Below are 21,753 nucleotides of genomic sequence, written 5' to 3'. Positions count from 1 at the left end.
GGTTGGTCCCATGGCTGCGCAACGAGGCACACGGATCAAGGTTCTCGCGATCGTTCTGGCCGGTGGGGAGGGCAAGCGACTCATGCCGCTCACGGCAGACCGGGCCAAGCCGGCCGTGCCGTTCGGCGGGATCTACCGCCTCATCGACTTCGCCCTGTCCAACATCGTCAACTCCGGCTATCTCAAGATCGTGGTGCTGACGCAGTACAAGTCGCACAGCCTGGACGCGCACATCACCAAGACCTGGCGGATGTCGACCCTGCTGGGCAACTACGTCGCCCCGGTCCCGGCCCAGCAACGGCTGGGCAAGAGCTGGTTCGCCGGGTCCGCCGACGCGATCTACCAGAGCCTGAACCTCGTCCACGACGAACGCCCCGACATCGTGGTCGTGGTGGGCGCGGACCACGTCTACCGGATGGACTTCGCCCAGATGGTGGACCAGCACCTCGAGACCGGGGCGGCGTGCACGGTCGCCGCGATCCGTCAGCCGATCAGCCTCGCTGACCAGTTCGGCGTCATCGACGTCCAGCCGGACGACCCGCGGCGGATCCGGGAGTTCCTGGAGAAGCCGACCGACCCGCAGGGACTGCCCGACGCCCCGGACGAGGTGCTCGCGTCGATGGGCAACTACGTCTTCACCACCGAGGCGCTCGAGGCGGCGGTGCGGATGGACGCGCTGAACGAGGGCTCCAAGCACGACATGGGCGGCGACATCGTGCCCGCCTTCGTGGACAAGGGGGACGCCTGGGTCTACGACTTCAAGGACAACGAGATCGCCGGGGCGACGGACCGGGACCGCGGCTACTGGCGCGACGTGGGCACCATCGACTCCTACTACGACTCGCACATGGACCTGGTCTCGGTGCACCCGGTCTTCAACCTCTACAACGAGGCCTGGCCGATCTTCACCAACTACGGACCGCACCCTCCGGCCAAATTCGTGCACGGATCCGGCGACCGGGTCGGTCACGCGGTGAACTCGGCCGTGTCGCCCGGCAGCGTCATCTCGGGGGCCACGGTCACCGACTCGGTGCTCTCCCCCCGGGTGATGGCGCACAGCTTCAGCCACGTCACCGGGTCGGTGCTGATGGACCGGGTGGAGATCGGGCGGTCCTGCCAGATCCACCGGGCGATCATCGACAAGGACGTGCACGTGCCCGCGGGGGTGCACATCGGGGTGGACCACGACCACGACCGGGCACGCGGCTTCACCGTGACCGACTCGGGGATCGTCGTCGTCGGCAAGGGCACCGTCATCGAGGAGTAGCGCCGGTCCTCGACCTCTCCTTTTCGACCTCTGGTTCTCTCGCCATGGCGACGGAACCAGAGGTCGAATTCGGGGTATGCCGGGTGCGCCTCAGAAGCCGGTGGCGTGGAAGCCACCGTCGACGTGCACGATCTCCCCCGTCGTCGCCGGGAACCAGTCCGAGAGCAGCGCCACGCACGCCTGGGCCGCGGGGACCGGGTCCTTGACGTCCCAGCCGAGCGGCGAGTGCTCGCTCCAGCGGGCGAACTGGTCGAACTCCGGGATCGACTTGGCGGCCGTGGTCGAGATCGGCCCGGCCGAGACCAGGTTGGAGCGGATCCCCTTCGGCCCCAGGTCCCGGGCGAGGTAGCGGCTGGTCGCCTCGAACGCCGCCTTGGACACCCCCATCCAGTCGTAGACGGGCCAGGCGTACTGCGCGTCGAAGGTCAGCCCCACGACCGCCCCGCCCGCGCTCATCCGCGGCAGCGCCGCCACCGCGAGCGACTTCAGCGAGTAGGCGCTGACCTGCATCGCGGTCGCGACGTCCTCCCACGAGGCGCCGAGGAAGTCGAAGGCCCCCTGCGGTGCGAAACCGATCGAGTGCAGCACCCCGTCGAGGTGGTCCACGTGCTCGCCGACCCGGTCGGCGAGGGTGTCCAGGTGCTCGTCGTCCTGGACGTCCAGCTCGATCACCGGTGCCGGGGCGGGCAGCCGCCGGGCGATCGCCTGGGTGATCCGCATGGTGCGCCCGAAGGACGTCAGCACCACCTCGGCACCCTGCTCCTGGGCCAGCCGGGCCACGTGGAAGGCGATGGAGGTGTCCATGAGGACACCCGTGATCAGAAGCTTCTTTCCCTCGAGGAGCATGGACCGAACTCTAGTGCGTCCCACGATCCTGGCCGGTCAGGCGCCGCACAGGTGTCGCTCAGTGCCCCATCCCGAGACCGCCGTCCACGGGGATGACCGCGCCGGAGATGTAGGCCGCGTCGGGACCGGCGAGGAAGCGCACGACCCCCGCGACCTCCTCCGGCCGGGCGAAGCGGCCGGCGGGGATGCCGGCGAGGTAGCTGCTGCGCCGGTCCTCGGGGAGCTGCTCGGTCATCTCGGTCTCGATGAAGCCCGGTGCGACGACGTTGGCGGTGATGCCGCGACCGCCCAGCTCGCGCGTGATGGACCGGGCGAGCCCGACCAGCGCCGCCTTGGACGCGGCGTAGTTGGTCTGGCCCGGCGAGCCGTAGAGGCCCACCACCGAGGAGATGAGGATGATGCGGCCCGCCCGGGCCCGGATCATGCCCTTGGACGCGCGGCGGGCGCACCGGAAGGCCCCGGTGAGGTTGGTGTCGACGACGGCGTCGAACTCCTCGTCGCTCATCCGCATGAGCAGTGTGTCCTTGGTGATGCCGGCATTGGCCACCAGCACGTCCACGGGGCGCCCGAGGAGCTCCTCCGCCTCGGTGAAGGCCGCGTCGACGCTGGCCGAGTCGGTCACGTCGCACCGCACCGCGCTCAGACCCTCGGGGGGCTCACCGCTGCGATGGGTGATGACGACGTCGTCGCCGGCCGCGGCGAAGGCGCGGGCGATGGCCAGGCCGATGCCGCGGTTGCCGCCGGTGACCAGGACTGCGGACGGGGTGGTGTCGCTGGGATTCGTCACGAGGCCACCGTAGTCGTATCGTGGAACGGTGCCCACCACCGCAACGTCGACCGGCAAGGGGCGGCGGCCCGCCCAGACGGCGACCGCCGTCCGGCGCTCGGTGGAGGAGGACCGCCGGCGGCGGATGTGGCAGTACCTCCTCGCCATGGGCATCCGGACCGCCTCGTTCCCGGTGGCCGTCTGGGCGTTCACCACGCAGCGGTATGCCATCGCCTGGGTCGCGGTCGCCTTCGCCACCCTCATCCCGGCCTTCGCCGTGATGGTGGCCAACGCGGTCGACCAGCGGCAGGGCACCTCGTCGGCCCCCCGCTCCCCCACCCGAGGACTCGGCGCCGGGTCGTCCGGGGGCGAGCGGACGTCGGGCGGCGAGGACCACGTGGTGTCCGGCACGGTGCTGAGCAGCAGGCATACCCGCACCGATCCCGAACCGTGACCGGGGGCGGACCCGGGGACCTGGTCTGCAGCGCGAAGGCGTGCCGGAGGCAGGCCGCGCACGCGGTGGTCTGGCGCAACCCCGCGCTGCACTCCGCGCAACGGCGCAAGGTGTGGCTCGCCTGCGGCGAGCACCGGGACCACCTGCGGGACTTCGTCCAGCTCCGTGGCTTCCTCATCGAGGTCCTGCCGGTCGACGAGCTGACCGAGGCGGACGGCTGAGGTGTGGCAGGTCCTGCGACGCCCGCGGTGGGTGGGCTACCTGGCACTGGCGCTGCTCTTCGGCGTGATCACCGCCGGCCTCGGGACCTGGCAGTGGCAGCGGCACGAGTCGAAGGTCGAACGACGCGCGGTCGTCGAGGCCAACTACGACAGCGCCCCGGTGCCGCTGGACGACGCGCTGCCCGTCGGCTCGGACCTGACCGAGCCGCAGCGCTGGACCCGGGTGCGTGCGACGGGCACCTATCTCACCGAGGACCAGCACCTCGTGCGCAACCGCCCGCACCAGGGCGTCTACGGCTACGAGGTCCTGGTGCCGCTCTCCCTGGACGACGGCACCACCCTGGCCGTCGACCGGGGCTGGGTGCCCAACGCACCGACCGCCGCCCAGCTGCCGGAGGTGCCGCCGGCACCCGGGGGTGAGGTGACCGTCACCGGCTGGCTGCTGCCCTCCGAGGCCGACCTGGGCCTGGACCCCGTCGAGGGACAGCTGCCGTCGGTGGACCTGGACGGGCTGGCCCGGGCCACGGGCCTGCAGGTGCGCGGTGCCTACCTCGTCCTCGACACGGAGGACCCCGCCGCACAGGAGCGCCCGGAGCCCCGTGCAGAGCCCGACACCGGCCTCGGCGCGCACCTGCCGTATGCCCTGCAGTGGTGGCTGACGGTGCCCGTCGGGGTGATCCTCGTGGTCGTCATGGCCCGTCGTGAGGCGCGCGACGAGGGGCTGGTCCAGGCCCGCCGGACGACCGGCAGCGAGCCTCGGAAGGTGCGGATCTGGGACGAGGAGGACGCCTGAGCGCTGCCGTCAGCGACGGAACTGGGTCCGGTGCAGCGCGGCATACAGCCCACCCTCGGCGAGCAGGTCCTCATGCGTGCCGTACTGCCGCACCCGGCCCTCCTCCAGCACGACGATCAGATCGGCGTCGCGGACCGTGGAGAGCCGGTGCGCCACGACCACCGAGGTGCGGCCGTGCAGCGCCTCGTCGAGCGCACGCTGGACCGCCGCCTCGGACTCGCTGTCCAGGTGTGCCGTCGCCTCGTCCAGCACCACGACCGACGGTGACTTCAGCAGCACCCGGGCGATCGCCAGCCGCTGCTTCTCGCCACCCGAGAGCCGGTGCCCCCGGTCGCCGACGACGGTGTCCAGCCCGTCCGGCAGGCGACGCACCAGGTCCGCGATGCGAGCGCCCTCGAGCGCGGCCCAGATCTGCTTCTCGGAGGCCTCGGGCCGGGCATACAGCAGGTTGGCGCGCACCGTGTCGTTGAACATGTGCGCCTCCTGGGTGACGACGCCCACGGTGTCCCGCAGCGAGGCGAACGACGCCTCCCGCAGGTCGACGCCGCCGATCCGCACCCGTCCGGCGCTGGGGTCGTAGAGCCGGGTCACCAGGGCGGTCAGCGTCGTCTTGCCGGCACCCGAGGGCCCGACCAGCGCGACCATCGACCCGGGCGAGACCTGCACGTCCACGTCCCGGAGGACGGCGTGGCCGTCGCTGGCGACCGCCTCCGGCCGCTGCTCCAGGGAGGCGATGGACACCTCGTCCGCCTCCGGGTAGGCGAAGCTCACCCCCGACAGCTCGATGCCGACCGGGCCGGAGGGGATGTCCACCGCGTCGGGCGCCTCACGCACCAGCGGACGCAGGTCGAGGACCTCGAAGATCCGCTCGAAGCTCACCAGGGCGGTCATGATGTCCACCCGGACGTTGGACAGCGCGGTGAGCGGGCCGTACAAGCGGGTGAGCAGCGTCGACATGGCGACCAGGGTGCCGGTCGTCAGGCTGCCGGCCACCACCATGACGCCGCCCATGCCGTAGACCAGCGCGGTGGCCAGTGCCGCCACCAGCCCGAGCGCGGCCGTGAAGAAGACCCGGTTCACCGCGATCGAGGCGCCGGCGTCGCGCACGCCTGCGGCGCGCTCGGCATACTCCTCGTCCTCGGTCGCGGGCCGTCCGAAGAGGCGCACCAGCAGGGCTCCGCCGACGTTGAAGCGCTCGGTCATCCGCGCCTGCATGTCCGCGTTCAGCGCCATCTGCCGCCGGGTGAGGAGGGACAGCCGCGTCCCCATGAAGCGGGCCGGCACCAGGAAGACCGGCACCAGCAGCAGCGCCAGCACGGTGATCTGCCAGTTCATGGACAGCAGCGCCACGAGGATCAGCACCAGCTGCACCAGGCTGCTCACGAAGCCGGACAGGATCGAGGTGAAGGCGGTCTGGGCACCGATGACGTCGTTGTTGAGACGGGACACGAGCGCCCCGGTCTGCGCCCTGGTGAAGAAGGCGATCGGTTGGCGCAGGACGTGGGTGAAGACCTCACGACGCAGGTTGTAGATCAGCCCCTCCCCGATCCGGGAGCCGAACCACCGGATGACGACGGTGACCACCGCCTCGAGCACCGCCAGCCCGGCCACGAGCAGCGAGAGCCGGACCACGAGCGAGCGGTCACCGACCTCCACCCCGTCGTCGATGATCCGGCCGAGCAGCAGCGGCACCGCGGTGACCAGCGCACCCGCCACCACGGTGAGCAGCAGGTAGACCACGATCCGGCCCCGGAAGGGGTGCCCGTAGGAGACGACGCGACGCGCCGTCTCCCGACCCACCCGGTGCCGACGCACGTCGGGGTCCTTGGCGAAGCTGCGGAAGGTGCCTCCGCGCAGTCCGACGGTCATCCTGGTGCTCTCCTGCCCGCCCCTCAGGCCAGGGCGATGAGATCTTCGTAGTCGCGCCCCCAGAGGTCCTCCACCCCGTCCGGGAGCAGCAGGACCCGCTCGGGTTCGAGGGCCTGCACCGCGCCCTCGTCGTGGCTCACCAGGACGACGGCGCCCTCGTAGGAACGCAGCGCGGAGAGCACCTCTTCCCGGGAGGCGGGGTCGAGGTTGTTGGTGGGCTCGTCCAGCAGCAGCACGTTGGCAGCGGACACGACCAGGATGGCCAGCGCCAGCCGGGTCTTCTCCCCGCCGGAGAGGACGCCCGCCGGCTTGTCCACGTCGTCACCGGAGAAGAGGAAGGAGCCGAGCACCTTGCGCGTCTCGGTCTCGTCCAGGTCCGGGGCGGCGGACTTCATGTTCTCCAGGACGCTGCGGTGCACGTCCAGCGTCTCGTGCTCCTGGGCGTAGTAGCCGAGCTTGAGACCGTGGCCGGGGTCGACGGTGCCGGTGTCCGGGTCGTCGATGCCGGCCAGCAGGCGCAGCAGCGTCGTCTTCCCGGCACCGTTCAGCCCGAGGACGACCACCTTGGAGCCGCGGTCGACGGCCAGATCGACGTCGGTGAAGATCTCCAGGCTGCCGTAGGAGCGGGACAGCCCGTTGGCGGTGAGCGGGGTGCGGCCGCAGGCGGCCGGCTGGGGGAACCGGAGCCGGGCCACGCGGTCCGCCTGCCGCTCCCCCTCCAGCCCCGCCATCATCCGCTCCGCGCGCCGGGCCATGTTCTGCGCGGCGACGGCCTTGGTCGCCTTGGCCCGCATCTTGTCCGCCTGGGCGAGCAGCGCGGCGGCCTTCTTCTCGGTGTTGGCACGCTCCCGGTGGCGGCGGCGCTCGTCCGCCTCGCGCTGCGCCAGGTAAGTCTTCCACCCCATGTTGTAGACGTCCATCACCTGGCGGTTGGCGTCGAGGTAGAAGACCTTGTTGACCACGGTCTCGATGAGCTCCACGTCGTGCGAGATGACCATCAACCCGCCCGTGTGCGCCTTGAGGTGCTCCCGCAGCCAGACCACCGAGTCGGCGTCCAGGTGGTTGGTGGGCTCGTCCAGCAGCAGCGTGTCGGCGCCGGAGAAGAGGATGCGCGCCAGCTCGATCCGGCGTCGTTGCCCGCCGGAGAGCGTGTGCAGCGGTTGGCCGAGGACCCGTTCGGGCAGGCCCAGGCTGCTCGCGATGGACGCGGCCTCGGACTCCGCGGCGTAGCCGCCCCGCGAGGTGAACTCGGCCTCGAGCCGGGCATAGCGACCCATCGCCCTGTCCCGGGCCTCGCCGTCGGCGGTGGACATGGTCTCCTCGGCGGCCCGCAGCCCGCGGATCACCTCGTCCAGCCCGCGCGCCGACAGGATCCGGTCGCGCCCCAGGTCCTCCAGGTCGCCGGTGCGGGGGTCCTGCGGCAGGTAGCCGATGGTGCCGGTGCTGGCGATGCTGCCCGCCGCCGGCTGACCCTCGCCGGAGAGCATCCGGGTGAGCGTCGTCTTGCCGGCGCCGTTGCGACCGACCAGGCCCACGCGGTCGCCGGGAGCGACCCGGAAGGTCACGTCCTCCATCAGGAGCCGGGATCCGACCCGGATCTCGACACCGGCGGCGGTGATCACGCGGGGCTCTCCTCTCGGGCTGGCAGGCAGCAGCGCACGGACTGCTGCGGGGGCGGGTGTGCGGCTCGCGCAGGCGCATCGGCTGCGTCTCGGCGGTCGCATGGCTAGTCTACGCGCTAGGCGTCGGTCGCCCGACCGGCGCGCACCGCCACCGAGAGGCAGCACCGATGACCTTCAGGGAGAACGCCAACATCGGTAGCGGTCGCGCCAGCCGCGGTGGCCGTGGCGGTGGTGGGGTGGCCGTGGGAGGCGGCCTGGGGGCGCTCCTGCTGGCCCTGGTGGTGATGCTGCTCGGGGGCGACCCCGGCCAGGTGCTCGGCAGCGGCGAGCAGCAGCAGGCACCGCAGGCCGAGAACGTCGATCTCGCCGAGTGCCAGACCGGGGCCGACGCCAACGCCTCCGTGGACTGCCGGATGAAGGCGACGATGGTGTCGCTGGAGGACTACTGGACGGCGGTCTTGCCGGACGCCGAGCCGACCAGCGCCATCCTCTTCTCCGGGTCGGTGCAGACCCAGTGCGGTGGGGCCACCAGCGCGGTGGGGCCGTTCTACTGCCCGCTGGACCGGCGGATCTACCTCGACACCACCTTCTTCAACCAGCTGGAGGGCCAGCTCGGCGCCGACGGGGGCAACTTCAGCCAGATGTACGTCCTCGCCCACGAGTACGGTCACCACGTCCAGAACTACACCGGCGCGCTGCAGTACTCCCAGCAGGACCCGCGCGGGCCCGAGTCCGGCGCCGTCCGGGTCGAGCTCCAGGCGGACTGCTTCGCCGGCGCCTGGGCCGGCAACGCCACGCGGACCCAGGACGACCAGGGGCAGCTGCTGCTCGAGGAGCTGAGCCGGGCCGACATCGAGTCCGCGCTCTCGGCCGCCTCCGCGGTCGGCGACGACTCGATCCAGGAACAGATGCAGGGACAGGTCACCCCGCATACCTGGAGCCACGGCAGCTCGGAGCAGCGGATGGGCTGGTTCATGCGCGGCTACGAGTCCGGCGACGCCAACCGGTGCGACACCTTCAACGCCGGGAGCGTCGACGACTACCAGGGGTGAGCGGAGTCACAACCCCGGCCCAGGAATAGTCCAGACATAACCTCTCGTTGGGACCCACGGTGCCCAGGCACAGGTATGCCGACACCGTCTCCGCCGCGACGCCGCGACGGGCGTCCCCATCCCTGCAACGGAAGGCTTCCTCGTGCTGTCCCGAATTCGCCGCGTGTCCTTCGGCACCCAGGTCCTCGTCGGCCTGGTGCTGGGTGTCGTGCTCGGCCTCGTCGCCCGGTCGACCGGCGCCAGCGCGGACAACCCGACGTGGTTGTCCGAGACCCTCTCGATCGTCGGGTCCTCCTTCGTCACGCTGCTGCGCACCATCGTGCCGCCACTGGTGTTCCTCGCGATCGTCTCCTCCATCGCCAACCTGCGGGACGTGACCAACGCGGCACGTCTGGCCTGGCAGACCCTGCTGTGGTTCGCGATCACGGCCCTGGTCTCGGTCTCCATCGGCATGGTCGTCGGGTGGATCGTCGACCCTGCCCAGGGGGCGGGCGTGACGTCGGCGGACGCGGCGGAGCCCTCGAGCACCGGCGGGTGGCTCGACTTCCTCACCGGCCTCATCCCGGCCAACGCCCTCGGCATCTACGCGCGGGACGGCGACGACGGCGTGAGCCTGAGCTTCAACGTGCTGCAGATCCTCATCCTGGCCATCGCGGTCGGGGTCGCGGTGGTCAAGGTGGGCAAGGACGCCGACCCGTTCCTGTCCTTCACCCGGTCCGCCCTGGCGGTCGTCCAGAAGGTGCTCTGGTGGGTCATCCTGCTGGCGCCGGTCGCCACCGTCGGTCTGCTGGGCAACGCGATCGTGTCCTACGGCTGGGAGACGATCGGCTCGCTCGGCCGGTTCACCCTCGCGATCTACGTGGGTCTGCTGCTCGTGGTCGGGGTGCTCTACCCCGTCCTGCTGCGGCTCCACGGCCTGTCGATCAAGCAGTTCTTCACCGGTGCCTGGCCCGCGATGCAGCTGGCCTTCGTCTCCCGCTCCTCGATCGGCACCCTCCCTGTCACCCAGGCCGTGACCGAGCGCAACCTGGGTGTGCCCCGGGCATACTCCTCCTTCGCGGTGCCGCTCGGTGCGACCACGAAGATGGACGGGTGCGCCGCGGTCTACCCGGCGGTGGCCGCGATCTTCGTGGCGCAGTTCTTCGGCGTGCAGCTGGGGGTCACCGACTACCTGCTCATCGCGATGGTGTCGGTGCTCGGGTCGGCCGCCACGGCCGGCGTCACCGGGGCCACGGTCATGCTCACCCTGACCCTGTCCACCCTGGGGCTGCCGCTGGAGGGCGTCGGCCTGCTGCTGGCCGTCGACCCGATCCTGGACATGGGGCGGACGGCGACGAACGTCACCGGCCAGGCGCTCATCCCGACCATCGTCGCCAAGCGTGAGGGCATCCTGGACCAGGCGGCCTACGACGGCGACCGCCGCGGTCTGCCCTGGGCCAACGACGCTGCCGACCGCGAGCAGGCCGCCTCCCCCGCCTGACCCCATCCCACCGGGCGTCGCCCGTGGTTGCTCTCAGACCCACCGGGCGTCGCCTGTGGTTGCCCTCAGACCGACCGGGCGTCGCCTGTGGTTGCTCATCTCGCCACAGGCGACGCTCGGTGGCACCAGGGACAACCACAAGCGACGCTCGGTGGCACCAGGGACAACCACAAGCGACGCTCGGTGGCCCCAGGGACGACCACAAGCGACGCTCGGTCGGCAGGTCAGGCGTTGTGCACCTCGACCTGCACCGCGCGACCCCGCCGGACGGCGTCCTCGAGCACCGCTCGGCGCGGGTCGGGCAGGTCCCACAGCTCGCGCCGGGGCAGCCCGGACAGCTCCGTCCGGAGGTCCTGCGGCAGCGCGGCGTCCTGGCGCACCCCGGCCAGCACCTCGGCGGCGAGAGCCTTGTCTCCCCCGAGCACCACGCCGCCGAGGTCACGACGGAGGTCATCGGCCTCCGGCACGAGCAGCAGCCGCACGGTATGCCCGGTGACGGCCTGCACGAGAGCGTCGGCCTGGTTGCCCCGGCGCCGGGCGTACCGCTGCTGGCTCCACCCCCCGGCGGCGGTCCGGGACTGCACGTGCCGGGTGCCCACCTTGTGGGCGACCAGCGTGCCGTCGGGTGCGGCCACGGCGACGGCATACCCGCCCCGGCGCACCAGCACCACCAGCAGCGGGGGCGGACGGAGCCAGGAGGCGGGCGGCCATCCCGGGTCGTCCGGCCCCGACCGCACGGCGTCCCGCCAGCCGGTCAACCGGGCCCAGGAACCGTCGGCGGCCTCGACCTGCCAGGACGCCGGGTCGGTGCCGGGGTCGAGCGACCGCGACACCTCGCCGTGGGACGCGGCGAACCGCTCCACCCATCCGGGGAGCCGCTCGGGAGCGACCTCGACCCGGCGGGTGCGGCTCATCTCAGACGTTGAACCCCAGCGCGCGCAGCTGCTCGCGACCGTCCTCGGTGATCTTGTCCGGTCCCCACGGCGGCATCCAGACCCAGTTGATCCGGTGGCTGGCCACCAGACCCTCCAGGCTCTGGGCGACCTGGTCCTCGATCACGTCGGTGAGCGGGCAGGCGGCCGAGGTGAGCGTCATGTCGATGACCGCGTGGTTGGCGGCGTCGACGGTGACGCCGTAGACCAGGCCGAGGTCGACGACGTTGATGCCGAGCTCGGGGTCCACGACGTCGCGCAGGGCCTCTTCGACATCGGCGACGTTGGGCGGTGTGGTGGTCGTCATGATCCCTCCAGGATAGGCGGTGGAACTTCTCAGGGGTCGACCCGGTCGCCGTGCTCGCTGGCGGCGGAGATGTCCGCGCCGGCTCGGGCGAGGGCGTCGAGGTAGGCGGTCCAGGGCAGCAGCGCGCACTTGACGCGCGCGGGGTACTTCGCGACCCCGGCGAAGGCGACGGCGTCACCGATCTGCTCCGGGTCGCCGGGGTCCTGCCCCTTGCTGGTCAGCATGGCGTGGAGGTGCCGGTAGGTGGTCAGGGTCTCGGCGACCGGGTGGCCGAGGGTCTCCTCGGCCATCACCGAGGCGGCGGCCACCGAGATGGAACAGCCCAGGGCGTCGTAGGACACGTCCCGCAGCACCAGGGCCCCGTCCTGCGCACCACCGTCGACCGTGTCCAGGTGCACCCGCAGGCTGATCTCGTCACCGCAGGTGGGGTTGACGTGGTTCACCTCCACGTCGAAGGGCTCGCGCAGCCCGGCGTGCTGCGGCCGCTTCGCGTGGTCGAGGATGAGCTCGCCGTAGAGATCCATCAGCCGGCCATCCCGAAGATCTGCGGCACGCGGTCGAGCGCCTCGGCGAAGGCGTCGACCTCCTCCAGCGTGGTGTAGACACCGAAGCTGGCGCGCGTCGACGCGGGGAGGCGCAGCCGACGGTGCAACGGCCAGGCGCAGTGGTGCCCGGTGCGCACCGCGACACCGGAGTCGTCGAGCACCTGCCCCACGTCGTGCGGGTGCACCCCGTCGACGACGAAGGCGACGGCGCCGACGCGCCGGTGGGTCGGCTCGGGGCCGAGCACGCGCACCCAGGGGCGGTCGGCGAGCAGGTCGAGGGTATGCCCCATGAGCTGCTGGTCGTGGGCGTGCACCCGGTCCAGACCCACCTCGGTGAGGTAGTCCAGCCCCGCGGCGAGACCGACCGCCTGCGCAGCCATGGGCACGCCCGCCTCGAACTTCGCCGGCGGCGGCGCCCAGGTGGAGCCCTCCATCCGGACGATCTCGATCATCGAGCCCCCGGTGAGGAAGGGCGGCATCGCCTCCAGCAGACCGCGTCGGGCCCAGAGCACACCCACCCCGCTGGGGCCGAGGGTCTTGTGGCCGGTGAAGACGAGTGCGTCGACCCCGGAGTCCGTGGCGGTGAGCGCGGTGATGTCGAGGTGCGGCGCGGACTGGCACGCGTCCACCACGACCAGCGCCCCGACGGCGCGGGCGGCCGCGACGACCGTGGAGTCCGGTCGGAGGTCGTTCAGCGTGCCGAGCACGTTGGAGACGTGGGTCAGCGCGACCACCTTGGTGCGCTCGGTGATGACCTCGGAGAGACGCGCTGCTCGGTCGTCCAGCTCACCGTCGTCGGTGACACCGACCCACCTCAGCGTGGCGCCCGTGCGGCGGCACAGCTCCTGCCACGGCACGAGGTTGGCGTGGTGCTCCATCTCGGTGACGACGACCTCGTCGCCGGGGCCGACGTGCAGCCGCCGCGCCCAGTCCGGGTCGGCGCCGTCGAGCGCGCCCGGCGCGGCCGCGTTGGAGAAGGCATAGGCCAGCAGGTTCAGACCTTCGGTGCCGTTCTTGGTGAAGACCACCTGCCCCGGGTCGGTGCCCAGGAAGCCGGCCACCGTGGCCCGGGCCGCCTCGAAGGCGTCCGTGGCCTCCTCGGCGAGCTGGTGCGCGCCCCGGTGGACCGCCGCGTTGTGCCGCTCGTAGAACTCACGCTCGGCGTCCAGCACCACCCTCGGCTTCTGCGAGGTGGCCCCGCTGTCGAGGTAGACGAGCGGTCGGCCGCCGCGCACGCTCCGTCCGAGCAGCGGGAAGTCGGCCCGGATCCGGGCCACCTCCAGCTCGCTCAGGGGAGCCGCGTCCGGCCGTCCCGTCGTCATCGCCTCGCCTCGCCTCGTGTCGTGGGGACTCAGGCGCCCGCAGCGGTGAGGAAGCGGTCGTAGCCCTCCTCCTCGAGCTGGTCCGCGAGGTCGCGACCGCCGGACTCCGCCACCCGGCCGTTCACGAAGACGTGGACGTAGTCGGGGGTGATGTAGCGCAGGATCCGGGTGTAGTGGGTGATGAGCATGACGCCGAGCCCGGTGTTGTCCTTGACCCGGTTGACGCCCTCGGAGACGACCTTGAGCGCGTCCACGTCCAGGCCGGAGTCGGTCTCGTCCAGGATGGCGATCTTGGGCTCGATCAGCTCCATCTGGAGGATCTCGTGGCGCTTCTTCTCACCGCCGGAGAAGCCCTCGTTGACGTTGCGCTCGGCGAAGGTCGGGTCGATCCGCAGCGCCTCCATCGCGACCTTGACGTCCTTGACCCAGTGCCGCAGCTTCGGGGCCTCTCCGTCGACCGCCGTCTTGGCGGTCCGCAGGAAGTTGGACACGGTCACGCCGGGCACCTCGACGGGGTACTGCATCGCGAGGAAGAGCCCCGCCTGGGCACGCTCGTCGACGCCCATGTCCAGGACGTTCTCGCCGTCCAGCAGCACCTCACCACCGGTGACGGTGTACTTCGGGTGACCGGCGATGGCGTAGGCCAGGGTCGACTTGCCGGAGCCGTTCGGGCCCATGATGGCGTGCGTCTCGCCGGAGTTGATGGTCAGGTCGACGCCGCGCAGGATCTCCTTGGCGGAGTCCTCGGTCTCGACGCTGACCTGCAGGTTCTTGATCTCCAGGGTGGTCATGCTTCTCCTTGTCGAAGGTAGGTCGCGCTCAGACGCGCGTGGTGTCGTTGAGGGTGACGAGGACGCTGCCGTCCTCGTCCACGGTGAGGGTGTGCACGGCGATCGGCACGGTGGCCGGCAGCTGCACCGGCTCCCCCGTCGTCATGTCGAACTGCGAGCCGTGCAGCCAGCACTCGATGAGCTGGCCCTCGACCTCACCCTCGGCGAGGCTGACGTTGGCATGGCTGCAGGTGTCGTCGAACGCGTGCAGGCTGCCCTCGGAGTCGCGCGCGATGGCGACGCGGCGCCCGTCGAGGTCGGCCACGACGGCCCCCACCGTGGTGGGGAGCTCGTCGACGGCGCAGACACGGATCGGCTCACTCATGCTCCGGGCTGGCTCCCCATCGTGAGCGACAGCTCCTCCTCGATCGCCTCCATGAGGGTGTCCACGACCTCCGGGACGCCGATCTTGGCGATGATGTCGGCGAAGAAGCCACGGACCACGAGCCGGCGGGCCTGCTCCTCGCTGATCCCGCGGGACATGAGGTAGAAGAGCTGCTCGTCGTCGAAGCGGCCGGTGGAGCTCGCGTGGCCAGCACCCTCGATGTCACCGGTCTCGATCTCGAGGTTGGGCACGGAGTCGGCCCGGGCCCCGTCGGTCAGCACCAGGTTGCGGTTGAGCTCGTAGGTGTCGATGCCCTCTGCCTCGGCCCGGATGAGCACGTCGCCGACCCAGACGGTGCGCGCCGTGTCGCCCTGCAGCGCACCCTTGTAGGTGACCAGCGAGGTGCACCGGGGAGCGTTGTGGTCGACGAAGGAGCGGTGCTCGAGGTGCTGCCCGGCGTCGGAGAAGTAGACGCCCAGCAGCGTCGCGTCGCCTCCCGGACCGGCATACCGGACGTTGGAGTTCATCCGCACGATGCTGCCGCCGATGGAGACCGCGATGTGCTTGTAGGTCGCGTCCCGGCCGACCAGCGCCTCGTGCTGCGCCAGGTGGAGGGCCTCGTCGTCCCAGCGCTGCAGCGACACCACCGTGAGGTCGGCACCGTCACCGACGACGACCTCCAGGTTGCCGGTGTGGTCGGCGGCGCCGGTGTGGTCCAGGATCAGCAGCGCCTTGCTGTGCGCGCCGGCCTCGACGACGTAGTGCGCGTTGCTGCGTCGCCCCGCACCCTGTCCGGTGACGTTGACCCGCGCCGGCTCGGACAGCTCGGCCTCGGGCGCGATCCGCAGGTGCAGCGCGTCGGCGGTGTTGGCCGACGCGACGACCGCTCCACGGTCCTCGGGGACCAGCACGGTGCCCCGCGGGGCCTGGCCGTGCGCCAGCGTGGACACCTGCACGGCGTCCCCGGCCTGTACGTCGAACTCGGCCGCGGCGTCACCGGCCCGGTCGTCCGTGGCCGCGTCGCTGAAGACGTTGCCGAGGCGGTCGATCGGGGTGAACCGCCACTCCTCCTCGCGCCCCGTGGGGACCGGGTGGGCGTCCACGTCGAAGGACCGGGTGCGGGCCGCACGGGACTGGTCCGGTATGCGGTGGTCCCCGCCGATCTGGGCCTGGGGGTCGGTATGGGTCTTCTCGGTGTCGTCACCGATGAGCAGCGACATCAGCCGACGGCTCCTTCCATCTGCAGCTCGATGAGGCGGTTCAGCTCGAGGGCGTACTCCATGGGCAGCTCGCGGGCGATCGGCTCCACGAAGCCGCGCACGATCATGGCCATCGCCTCGGTCTCGGACATGCCTCGGGACATGAGGTAGAACATCTGGTCCTCGGACACCTTGGAGACCGTCGCCTCGTGCCCCATCTGGACGTCGTCCTCGCGGACGTCGACGTAGGGGTAGGTGTCCGACCGGGAGATCTGGTCGACGAGCAGGGCGTCGCACACCACCGAGGACTTGCTGTGGTGCGAGCCCTCGTTGATCTGCACCAGCCCGCGGTAGGACGAGCGCCCACCACCGCGGGCCACCGACTTGCTGACGATGGTCGAGGAGGTGTGCGGTGCGGCGTGCACCATCTTGGAGCCGGCGTCCTGGTGCTGGCCCTCACCCGCGAAGGCGACCGAGAGCGTCTCGCCCTTGGCGTGCTCGCCGAGCAGGAAGACGGCGGGGTACTTCATCGTCACCTTGGAGCCGATGTTGCCGTCGATCCACTCCATGGTCGCGCCCTCGTCGCAGGTCGCGCGCTTGGTGACCAGGTTGTAGACGTTGTTGGACCAGTTCTGGATGGTGGTGTACCGCACCTTGGCGTTCTTCTTGACCACGATCTCGACGACGGCGCTGTGCAGGCTGTCGGTCTTGTAGATCGGCGCCGTGCAGCCCTCGACGTAGTGCACCGAGGAGCCCTCGTCGGCGATGATCAGGGTCCGCTCGAACTGACCCATGTTCTCGGTGTTGATCCGGAAGTATGCCTGGAGCGGGATGTCGACGTGGACACCCTTCGGCACGTAGATGAACGAGCCACCGGACCAGACCGCGGTGTTGAGCGCGGAGAACTTGTTGTCGCCGGCCGGGATGACCGAGCCGAAGTACTCCCGGAACAGGTCGCCGTGCTCCCGCAGGGCGGTGTCGGTGTCGAGGAACAGGACGCCCTGCTCCTCCAGGTCCTCGCGGATCTGGTGGTAGACGACCTCGGACTCGTACTGCGCGGCGACGCCGGCCACCAGGCGCTGCTTCTCGGCCTCCGGGATGCCCAGCCGGTCGTAGGTGTTCTTGATGTCCTCGGGCAGGTCGTCCCAGGTGGTGGCCTGCTTCTCGGTGGACTTCACGAAGTACTTGATGTTGTCGAAGTCGATCTCCGACAGGTCGGCGCCCCAGTGCGGCATCGGCTTCTTGTCGAACAGCCGCAGCGCCTTGAGCCGCTGCTCCAGCATCCAGGCCGGCTCGGCCTTCTTGTCCGAGATGTCGCGGACGACCTCCTCGGAGAGTCCACGCTTGGCCGAGGCACCGGCGTCGTCCCGGTCTGCCCAGCCGTACTCGTACTTCCCCAGGTCCTTCAGGCCTGGGTTGAGCTCCTCGATGTTGGTGCTCATGTCACGTCCTCTCGTGGGCGGATGTGGTGGTCAGTCGTCCGGACCGGCGCTGCTGCGCTGGTCCCGTCGAAGGATGAACGGCGGCGCACTGGCTCGTTCTTCCGCGGTCGGTGGTGCAGATCCCAGCGCCCCGGTCGGGACGAAGGTGGTGCACACGTGCTCCCCGCCGGCCAGGGTGGCCAGCCGCTGCACGTGCACGTCCAGGATGCGGGCGATGGCCTTGGTCTCGGCCTCGCAGAACTGCGGGAACTCGACCGCGACCTCGCGCACCGGGCAGTGACCCTGGCACAGCTGCAGGCCGGCGAGGCCGGTGCCCTCCCCGACCGGGCGGGTGGAGGCGGCATACCCCTCGGCGGAGAGCGCCTTCGCCAGGGCGGCGGTCCGGGTCTGCAGGTCGTCCGACCCGGCCTCGGCCACCTCCGCATCGACCCTCTCCCGGAGCCGGGTCTCCAGCTCGGCGATCTGGGCCTCGGCGAAGTTCTCGACGGCGGGCACGCCCACCCGGTCGGCGAGGTAGTGCAGGGCGGCGGTGGCGACACCGTCGTAGCTGGTGCTGAACTGCTCCTGCCCCAGGGCCGTGAGCACGTAGGCCCGGGCGGGGCGGCCGCGGCCGCGACGGCCGGGGAGCGGCCCGTCGTGCTCGGCGATGAGGCCGGCGTCCTCCAGGGCGTCCAGGTGGCGGCGCACCGCGGCGGGCGTGAGCCCGAGGTCCTTGGCCAGCACGCTCGCGGTGACGGGTGCCTGCTCCCCCACGGCATGACGCACGCGGTCCCGGGTGCGGGACTCGTCGTGCACCTCCGCCATCTGGGCGGGCACATCCGCCATATTCACCATGTCAGTGTGACGTATTGATCTGGTCGCTGCCAAGGAAGGCGACCCTCACCACGGAGCGCCCCGGGACCTCAGTCCGACCAGCGTAGGAGCCGTCGTGCGAGGACAGCCCCGAGGGCTCCCCAGAGGGCGAGCAGCAGCAGCGCCCGACCGTCCCACTCCCCCAGGACGAAGGCCGCGCGCAGGGCGTCCCCGAGGGCCGCGGACGGCAGCAGCGAGACCACGCCCTCACCCGGGAGGGCGGCCGCCGGCAGCAGCACCCCACCGACCCCGGCGAGCAGCACCCAGACGAGGTTGGCCAGGGCCAGCACGGCCTCGGCGCGCAGCGCACCACCGAGGCACACCGCCAGGGTGACCAGGGCCAGTGCCCCGAGCACCACGGCCACCGCGGCCGGCAGCAGCCCGCCCGCCTGCGGCCGCCACCCGAGCGCCAGGCCGACGACGACCAGGACCCCCAGCTGCAGGACCAGGACGCACAGCACCGCCCCGACCTTGGCGAGCAGCAGCCCACCCCGGCCCAGAGGGGTCGTCCCCAGCAGGCGGAGCACCCCCCATCGACGCTCGAAGCCGAGCAGGATCGCCTGCCCGGTGAACGCGGTGGACAGCACGGCCAGCGCCAGCACCCCCGGCGTCAGGACGTCGATCCGGGCGACCCCCTCCCAACGCCCGACGGACAAGTCGGGGGCGGGCAGCCGGGACAGCACGACGAGCGCGAGCAGCGGCAGCACCACCGACACGAGGAGCTGCTCCCCGTGGCGGAGCAGCCCGAGCGCCTCGAAGCGCGTCTGGGCGAGCACCCGCCTCGGCGCCGAGGCCGCGGTCGCCGGGGTCGCGGCGGTCACGCGAGGGCCCCGTCGGTGAGGGTGAAGTAGGCGTCCTCGAGGCCGCCGCAGCCGGTCCGGGTGCAGATCGCGTCGACGGTGCCCTGGGCCGCGACCCGGCCGCCGACGATGACCACCACCTCGTCGGCCAGACGTTCCGCCTCGTCGAAGGAATGGGTGGTGACCACCATGGCCGCTCCCCCACCGGCCTCCTGGGCGATCAGCTGGTGCACCTCGCGGCGCGCGTGCGGGTCCAGGCCGGCCGTGGGCTCGTCCAGGAAGGCCACCAGGGGCCTCCCGACCAGCGCGGCGGCCAGCGCCACGCGCTGGCGCTGACCCCCGGAGAGGCGCCGCACCGGGGTGCTGTCGAAGGCGTGCACCCCCAGCCGGCGGCCCAGCTCCCGGACGTCGGCAGGGTCCGCCCACAGCCGGGAGAGGTGCTCCAGCAGCATCCTCGGGGTGACCGCCTGCGGCAGCCCGCCGTCCTGCAGCATCACCCCCACCCGTGCCCGGTGCGCCGCGGACGCCCCCCAGGGCGAGGTCCCCAGCACCCGCACCGTGCCGGAGTCGGAACGCTGCAGACCCACGGCGATCTCGACGGCGGTGGTCTTGCCGGCACCGTTCGGCCCCAGGATGCAGGTGACCTGGGCGGGGCGCGCGGTCATGGTGAGTCCGCGCAGCGCCTCGACGTCCCCGAACCGTCGGGTCACGTCGGTCAGCTCGAGCGCCGGTGGCCGCGTGGCGCTCACGGTGCCGCCACGACGTCGGCACGGGCGGTCCGGGAGCCCGCCGCCGCGCTCACGGCATACATCGTCTCCACCGTCATGGCGGTCACGGCGCACAGCGACGCGGCGCCGACGAGGTGCAGGCCGACGGCGACCACCGGCAGCCCGGTGGCGAACTGGTAGTAGCCGACCGCGCCCTGCGCGAGGACCAGCGCGCCCAGGAGCAGCAGGCGTCGCCGCACCGGCCGCGGCCAGCCGGAGCGCCGGGCCAGGACGAAGGCGAGCACCAGCGTCCCCACCAGCACGTAGACGGGCACCACGTGGGCCCGGGTCACCAGGTAGGCGTCGAAGGTGTGCCGGGCGACCTCACCGCTGTCGCCGGAGTGGGGGCCGGTCCCGGTCACCAGGGTGCCCAGGTAGACGGCCAGGGCGACGCTGCCTGCCAGGACGGCTCCCACGCCGCGGATCGTGCGCCGCCCCTCCCCGACCTGTCCTGCGCGCTCGGCATGCGCCACGTGCGGCAGGCCCGCCCGGCGGGACCGGTTGACCAGGACGCCGCCCAGGGTGATGAGCAGCGCCGACACCAGGAAGTGCACCCCCACGACCCACGGGTTGAGGCCGGTGACGACGGTGACGCCGCCGAGGACCGCCTGCAGCGGGATGCCGAGACCCATCAGCAGGGCCAGCGTGAACAGGTCGCGGTGCCGACGGCGCAGCCGCCAGACCGCCAGGAAGGTCAGGACGGCCACCGCGGCGAGCACGAAGGTCAGCAACCGGTTGCCGAACTCGATGTAGCCGTGCACCCCCATCTCCGGCGTGTTCGTCCACGACGCCTCGGTGCACCGCGGCCAGGTGGGGCAGCCCAGACCGCTGCCGGTCAGCCGGACCAGGCCACCGGTCAGCACCAGCGTGGCGTTCGCCAGCAGGGAGGCCCACGCCATCGTGCGGAGCCACCGCCCCGGGGTCCGGGGCAGCAGCCGCTCCAGCACCGGGGGCGAGACCCGCGCGTCGGTGAGCGTCATCGCAACGGGAGGTAGAGCAGCGGGTCGACCGCCACGCCGAGGAAGAGGAGGGTGAGGTAGCTGATCGAGAAGTGGAAGAGCCGCATGGCCCCGAGGCCGGGCCCGGTGACACCCGCCCTGGCGCGGTGCAGCAGCCGGTGCGACTCGAGCAGGAAGACGACGCCCGCGACAGCGGCCACCACCGTGTAGATCCAGCCCATGGGGGCGACCGGCACGAGCACCAGCGAGGTCAGGACCGTCACCCAGGAGTAGGCCACGACCTGCCGCCCGACGGCGACGTCCTCGGCGACGACGGGCAGCATCGGCACCCCGGCGGCCGCGTAGTCCTCCTTGAACCGCATGGACAGGGGCCAGTAGTGCGGCGGGGTCCAGAAGAAGACCACGGCGAAGAGCACGAGCGCCGACCAGGACAGGCTGTTCGTGACCGCGGACCAGCCGATGAGCACCGGCATGCAGCCGGCGACCCCGCCCCAGACGATGTTCTGGCTCGTGCGCCGCTTGAGGACGAGCGTGTAGAACACGACGTACAGCGCGATCGCGCCCAGCGCCAGGGCGGACGACAGCCAGTTGACGACCAGCCCGAGCCACACGACGGACGCGACGCCCAGCGCCGCCCCGAAGACCAGGGCGTGTCCGGGAGAGACGGCACCGGTGACGAGCGGCCGGTTGGAGGTCCGGTGCATCCGGGCATCGATGTCCCGGTCCAGGTAGCAGTTGAGGACGTTGGCCGACGCCGCGGCCAGGGTGCCGCCGACGAGGGTCGCCACGATCAGCCACACCGGCGGGATCCCCCGCTCGGCCAGGAACATCACCGGGAAGGTCGTGACGAGCAGCAGCTCGATGATCCGCGGCTTGGTGAGGGAGACGTAGTCCCGCACCACCTCACGCCAGCCGCGTCCTGCAGCGGCGTCGGACCCGGTGCGCCCGCGGTCCGGTCGCGCGGGGCGTGGATCGAGCGTGGTCACGGTGTCCTTCGACGTGGTCTGGTGCAGGTCCTCCGGGCGCGGGGCGCCGGTTCGCGTCCGTCATCCTACCGGTCGTCGGTGCACCTGGTGCCGGGGAGCCAGCACCCCTGCCCGGCT

23 protein-coding genes are annotated in these 21,753 nt (G+C 71.6%); 6 read left to right on the top strand and 17 right to left on the bottom strand.

Annotation, left to right across the window (positions count from 1 at the left end):
• Positions 1 to 10: 10 nt before the first annotated feature.
• Entirely contained in the window at positions 11 to 1,267 is a 1,257-nt protein-coding gene (glgC, locus tag FXF60_RS00605) for a glucose-1-phosphate adenylyltransferase (protein ID WP_151523318.1), read from the top strand.
• Positions 1,268 to 1,357: 90 nt separating this feature from the next.
• Here the strand turns inward: glgC and fabI are convergent, their stop codons facing one another.
• Together fabI and fabG are read right to left on the bottom strand one after the other, a co-directional pair.
• Entirely contained in the window at positions 1,358 to 2,113 is a 756-nt protein-coding gene (fabI, locus tag FXF60_RS00600) for an enoyl-ACP reductase FabI (RefSeq protein WP_151523317.1), read from the bottom strand.
• A gap of 58 nt (positions 2,114 to 2,171) precedes the next feature.
• A complete protein-coding gene (gene fabG / locus FXF60_RS00595) occupies positions 2,172 to 2,900 on the bottom strand; it encodes a 3-oxoacyl-ACP reductase FabG (protein WP_151523316.1) in 729 nt (242 codons plus the stop codon).
• Between the two features lie 28 nt (positions 2,901 to 2,928).
• On the opposite strand from fabG, the gene FXF60_RS00590 reads away from it, so the two are divergent.
• From FXF60_RS00590 to FXF60_RS00580, 3 genes are read left to right on the top strand one after another with little or no spacing between them, the layout of a single operon-like run.
• Entirely contained in the window at positions 2,929 to 3,333 is a 405-nt protein-coding gene (locus FXF60_RS00590) for a DUF3099 domain-containing protein (protein ID WP_238335616.1), read from the top strand.
• Positions 3,330 to 3,554, top strand: a complete 225-nt coding sequence (locus FXF60_RS00585) for a hypothetical protein (protein ID WP_151523315.1) — start codon at positions 3,330 to 3,332, stop codon at positions 3,552 to 3,554. The genes FXF60_RS00590 and FXF60_RS00585 overlap by 4 nt, the downstream gene beginning before the upstream one ends.
• A 1-nt stretch (position 3,555) precedes the next feature.
• Positions 3,556 to 4,347 carry an SURF1 family cytochrome oxidase biogenesis protein gene (locus FXF60_RS00580; protein ID WP_151523314.1) on the top strand — a complete coding sequence of 264 codons (792 nt, stop codon included), beginning with the start codon at positions 3,556 to 3,558 and terminating at the stop codon, positions 4,345 to 4,347.
• Positions 4,348 to 4,356: 9 nt separating this feature from the next.
• On the opposite strand, the gene FXF60_RS00575 is transcribed toward FXF60_RS00580, so the two are convergent.
• Complete coding sequence (locus FXF60_RS00575; RefSeq protein ID WP_151523313.1) at positions 4,357 to 6,216, bottom strand: ABC transporter ATP-binding protein; 1,860 nt, start codon at positions 6,214 to 6,216, stop codon at positions 4,357 to 4,359.
• Positions 6,217 to 6,239: 23 nt separating this feature from the next.
• Entirely contained in the window at positions 6,240 to 7,838 is a 1,599-nt protein-coding gene (gene abc-f / locus FXF60_RS00570; RefSeq protein WP_151523312.1) for a ribosomal protection-like ABC-F family protein, read from the bottom strand.
• A gap of 167 nt (positions 7,839 to 8,005) precedes the next feature.
• Here abc-f and ypfJ point away from each other — a divergent pair, with 167 nt between their 5' ends.
• On the top strand, positions 8,006 to 8,890 hold the full coding sequence (ypfJ, locus tag FXF60_RS00565; RefSeq protein ID WP_151523311.1) for a KPN_02809 family neutral zinc metallopeptidase: 885 nt from the start codon (positions 8,006 to 8,008) through the stop codon (positions 8,888 to 8,890).
• A 142-nt stretch (positions 8,891 to 9,032) separates the two neighbouring features.
• Positions 9,033 to 10,370, top strand: a complete 1,338-nt coding sequence (locus FXF60_RS00560; protein ID WP_151523310.1) for a dicarboxylate/amino acid:cation symporter — start codon at positions 9,033 to 9,035, stop codon at positions 10,368 to 10,370.
• 224 nt (positions 10,371 to 10,594) lie between these two features.
• On the opposite strand, the gene FXF60_RS00555 is transcribed toward FXF60_RS00560, so the two are convergent.
• The 13 genes from FXF60_RS00555 to FXF60_RS00495 all read right to left on the bottom strand — a co-directional run bounded on the left by FXF60_RS00555 (position 10,595) and on the right by FXF60_RS00495 (position 21,636).
• Positions 10,595 to 11,284, bottom strand: coding sequence for an acVLRF1 family peptidyl-tRNA hydrolase (locus FXF60_RS00555; protein WP_151523309.1), 690 nt, complete (start codon positions 11,282 to 11,284; stop codon positions 10,595 to 10,597).
• Position 11,285: 1 nt separating this feature from the next.
• Positions 11,286 to 11,609 carry a metal-sulfur cluster assembly factor gene (locus tag FXF60_RS00550; protein ID WP_151523308.1) on the bottom strand — a complete coding sequence of 108 codons (324 nt, stop codon included), beginning with the start codon at positions 11,607 to 11,609 and terminating at the stop codon, positions 11,286 to 11,288.
• Between the two features lie 29 nt (positions 11,610 to 11,638).
• Positions 11,639 to 12,133: a Fe-S cluster assembly sulfur transfer protein SufU gene (gene sufU, locus FXF60_RS00545; RefSeq protein ID WP_151523307.1), complete on the bottom strand. Its 495-nt coding sequence runs from the start codon at positions 12,131 to 12,133 to the stop codon at positions 11,639 to 11,641.
• Positions 12,133 to 13,476 carry a SufS family cysteine desulfurase gene (locus FXF60_RS00540; RefSeq protein WP_151523306.1) on the bottom strand — a complete coding sequence of 448 codons (1,344 nt, stop codon included), beginning with the start codon at positions 13,474 to 13,476 and terminating at the stop codon, positions 12,133 to 12,135. The genes sufU and FXF60_RS00540 overlap by 1 nt, the downstream gene beginning before the upstream one ends.
• Before the next feature lie 29 nt (positions 13,477 to 13,505).
• Entirely contained in the window at positions 13,506 to 14,267 is a 762-nt protein-coding gene (gene sufC / locus FXF60_RS00535; protein WP_151523305.1) for a Fe-S cluster assembly ATPase SufC, read from the bottom strand.
• Positions 14,268 to 14,295: 28 nt separating this feature from the next.
• Positions 14,296 to 14,631 carry a non-heme iron oxygenase ferredoxin subunit gene (locus FXF60_RS00530; RefSeq protein WP_151523304.1) on the bottom strand — a complete coding sequence of 112 codons (336 nt, stop codon included), beginning with the start codon at positions 14,629 to 14,631 and terminating at the stop codon, positions 14,296 to 14,298.
• On the bottom strand, positions 14,628 to 15,851 hold the full coding sequence (gene sufD / locus FXF60_RS00525) for a Fe-S cluster assembly protein SufD (RefSeq protein ID WP_151523303.1): 1,224 nt from the start codon (positions 15,849 to 15,851) through the stop codon (positions 14,628 to 14,630). Before sufD ends, FXF60_RS00530 begins: the two co-directional genes overlap by 4 nt.
• Positions 15,851 to 17,272 (bottom strand): Fe-S cluster assembly protein SufB, encoded by a 1,422-nt coding sequence (gene sufB, locus FXF60_RS00520; protein ID WP_151523302.1) that lies wholly within the window; start codon positions 17,270 to 17,272, stop codon positions 15,851 to 15,853. The genes sufD and sufB overlap by 1 nt, the downstream gene beginning before the upstream one ends.
• A 30-nt stretch (positions 17,273 to 17,302) precedes the next feature.
• Entirely contained in the window at positions 17,303 to 18,097 is a 795-nt protein-coding gene (locus FXF60_RS00515; RefSeq protein ID WP_151523301.1) for a helix-turn-helix transcriptional regulator, read from the bottom strand.
• A gap of 77 nt (positions 18,098 to 18,174) precedes the next feature.
• The gene (locus tag FXF60_RS00510) at positions 18,175 to 18,945 is read right to left on the bottom strand and encodes an ABC transporter permease (protein ID WP_238335614.1); all 771 of its coding nucleotides are present in this window, start codon (positions 18,943 to 18,945) and stop codon (positions 18,175 to 18,177) included.
• Positions 18,942 to 19,673: an ABC transporter ATP-binding protein gene (locus FXF60_RS00505; RefSeq protein ID WP_238335613.1), complete on the bottom strand. Its 732-nt coding sequence runs from the start codon at positions 19,671 to 19,673 to the stop codon at positions 18,942 to 18,944. Before FXF60_RS00505 ends, FXF60_RS00510 begins: the two co-directional genes overlap by 4 nt.
• On the bottom strand, positions 19,670 to 20,671 hold the full coding sequence (locus FXF60_RS00500) for a COX15/CtaA family protein (RefSeq protein WP_151523300.1): 1,002 nt from the start codon (positions 20,669 to 20,671) through the stop codon (positions 19,670 to 19,672). Before FXF60_RS00500 ends, FXF60_RS00505 begins: the two co-directional genes overlap by 4 nt.
• The gene (locus FXF60_RS00495; RefSeq protein WP_151523299.1) at positions 20,668 to 21,636 is read right to left on the bottom strand and encodes a heme o synthase; all 969 of its coding nucleotides are present in this window, start codon (positions 21,634 to 21,636) and stop codon (positions 20,668 to 20,670) included. Before FXF60_RS00495 ends, FXF60_RS00500 begins: the two co-directional genes overlap by 4 nt.
• Between the last annotated feature and the right edge of the window lie 117 nt (positions 21,637 to 21,753).

The organism is Serinicoccus kebangsaanensis (genome assembly GCF_008919445.1).
In the GTDB taxonomy this organism is placed as follows: Bacteria; Actinomycetota; Actinomycetes; order Actinomycetales; family Dermatophilaceae; genus Ornithinicoccus; species Ornithinicoccus kebangsaanensis.
This window is presented reverse-complemented; position numbering and strand designations above follow the sequence as displayed.

Excerpts from the sequence above, each read along its gene's own strand:
- glgC (WP_151523318.1), top strand. The coding sequence starts at position 11 with ATGGCTGCGCAACGAGGCACACGGATCAAGGTTCTCGCGATCGTTCTG.
- fabI (WP_151523317.1), bottom strand. The coding sequence starts at position 2,113 with ATGCTCCTCGAGGGAAAGAAGCTTCTGATCACGGGTGTCCTCATGGAC.
- FXF60_RS00575 (WP_151523313.1), bottom strand. The coding sequence starts at position 6,216 with ATGACCGTCGGACTGCGCGGAGGCACCTTCCGCAGCTTCGCCAAGGAC.
- ypfJ (WP_151523311.1), top strand. The coding sequence starts at position 8,006 with ATGACCTTCAGGGAGAACGCCAACATCGGTAGCGGTCGCGCCAGCCGC.
- FXF60_RS00555 (WP_151523309.1), bottom strand. The coding sequence starts at position 11,284 with ATGAGCCGCACCCGCCGGGTCGAGGTCGCTCCCGAGCGGCTCCCCGGA.
- FXF60_RS00550 (WP_151523308.1), bottom strand. The coding sequence starts at position 11,609 with ATGACGACCACCACACCGCCCAACGTCGCCGATGTCGAAGAGGCCCTG.
- sufU (WP_151523307.1), bottom strand. The coding sequence starts at position 12,133 with ATGGATCTCTACGGCGAGCTCATCCTCGACCACGCGAAGCGGCCGCAG.
- FXF60_RS00540 (WP_151523306.1), bottom strand. The coding sequence starts at position 13,476 with ATGACGACGGGACGGCCGGACGCGGCTCCCCTGAGCGAGCTGGAGGTG.
- sufC (WP_151523305.1), bottom strand. The coding sequence starts at position 14,267 with ATGACCACCCTGGAGATCAAGAACCTGCAGGTCAGCGTCGAGACCGAG.
- FXF60_RS00530 (WP_151523304.1), bottom strand. The coding sequence starts at position 14,631 with ATGAGTGAGCCGATCCGTGTCTGCGCCGTCGACGAGCTCCCCACCACG.
- sufD (WP_151523303.1), bottom strand. The coding sequence starts at position 15,851 with ATGTCGCTGCTCATCGGTGACGACACCGAGAAGACCCATACCGACCCC.
- sufB (WP_151523302.1), bottom strand. The coding sequence starts at position 17,272 with ATGAGCACCAACATCGAGGAGCTCAACCCAGGCCTGAAGGACCTGGGG.
- FXF60_RS00515 (WP_151523301.1), bottom strand. The coding sequence starts at position 18,097 with ATGGCGGATGTGCCCGCCCAGATGGCGGAGGTGCACGACGAGTCCCGC.
- FXF60_RS00500 (WP_151523300.1), bottom strand. The coding sequence starts at position 20,671 with ATGACGCTCACCGACGCGCGGGTCTCGCCCCCGGTGCTGGAGCGGCTG.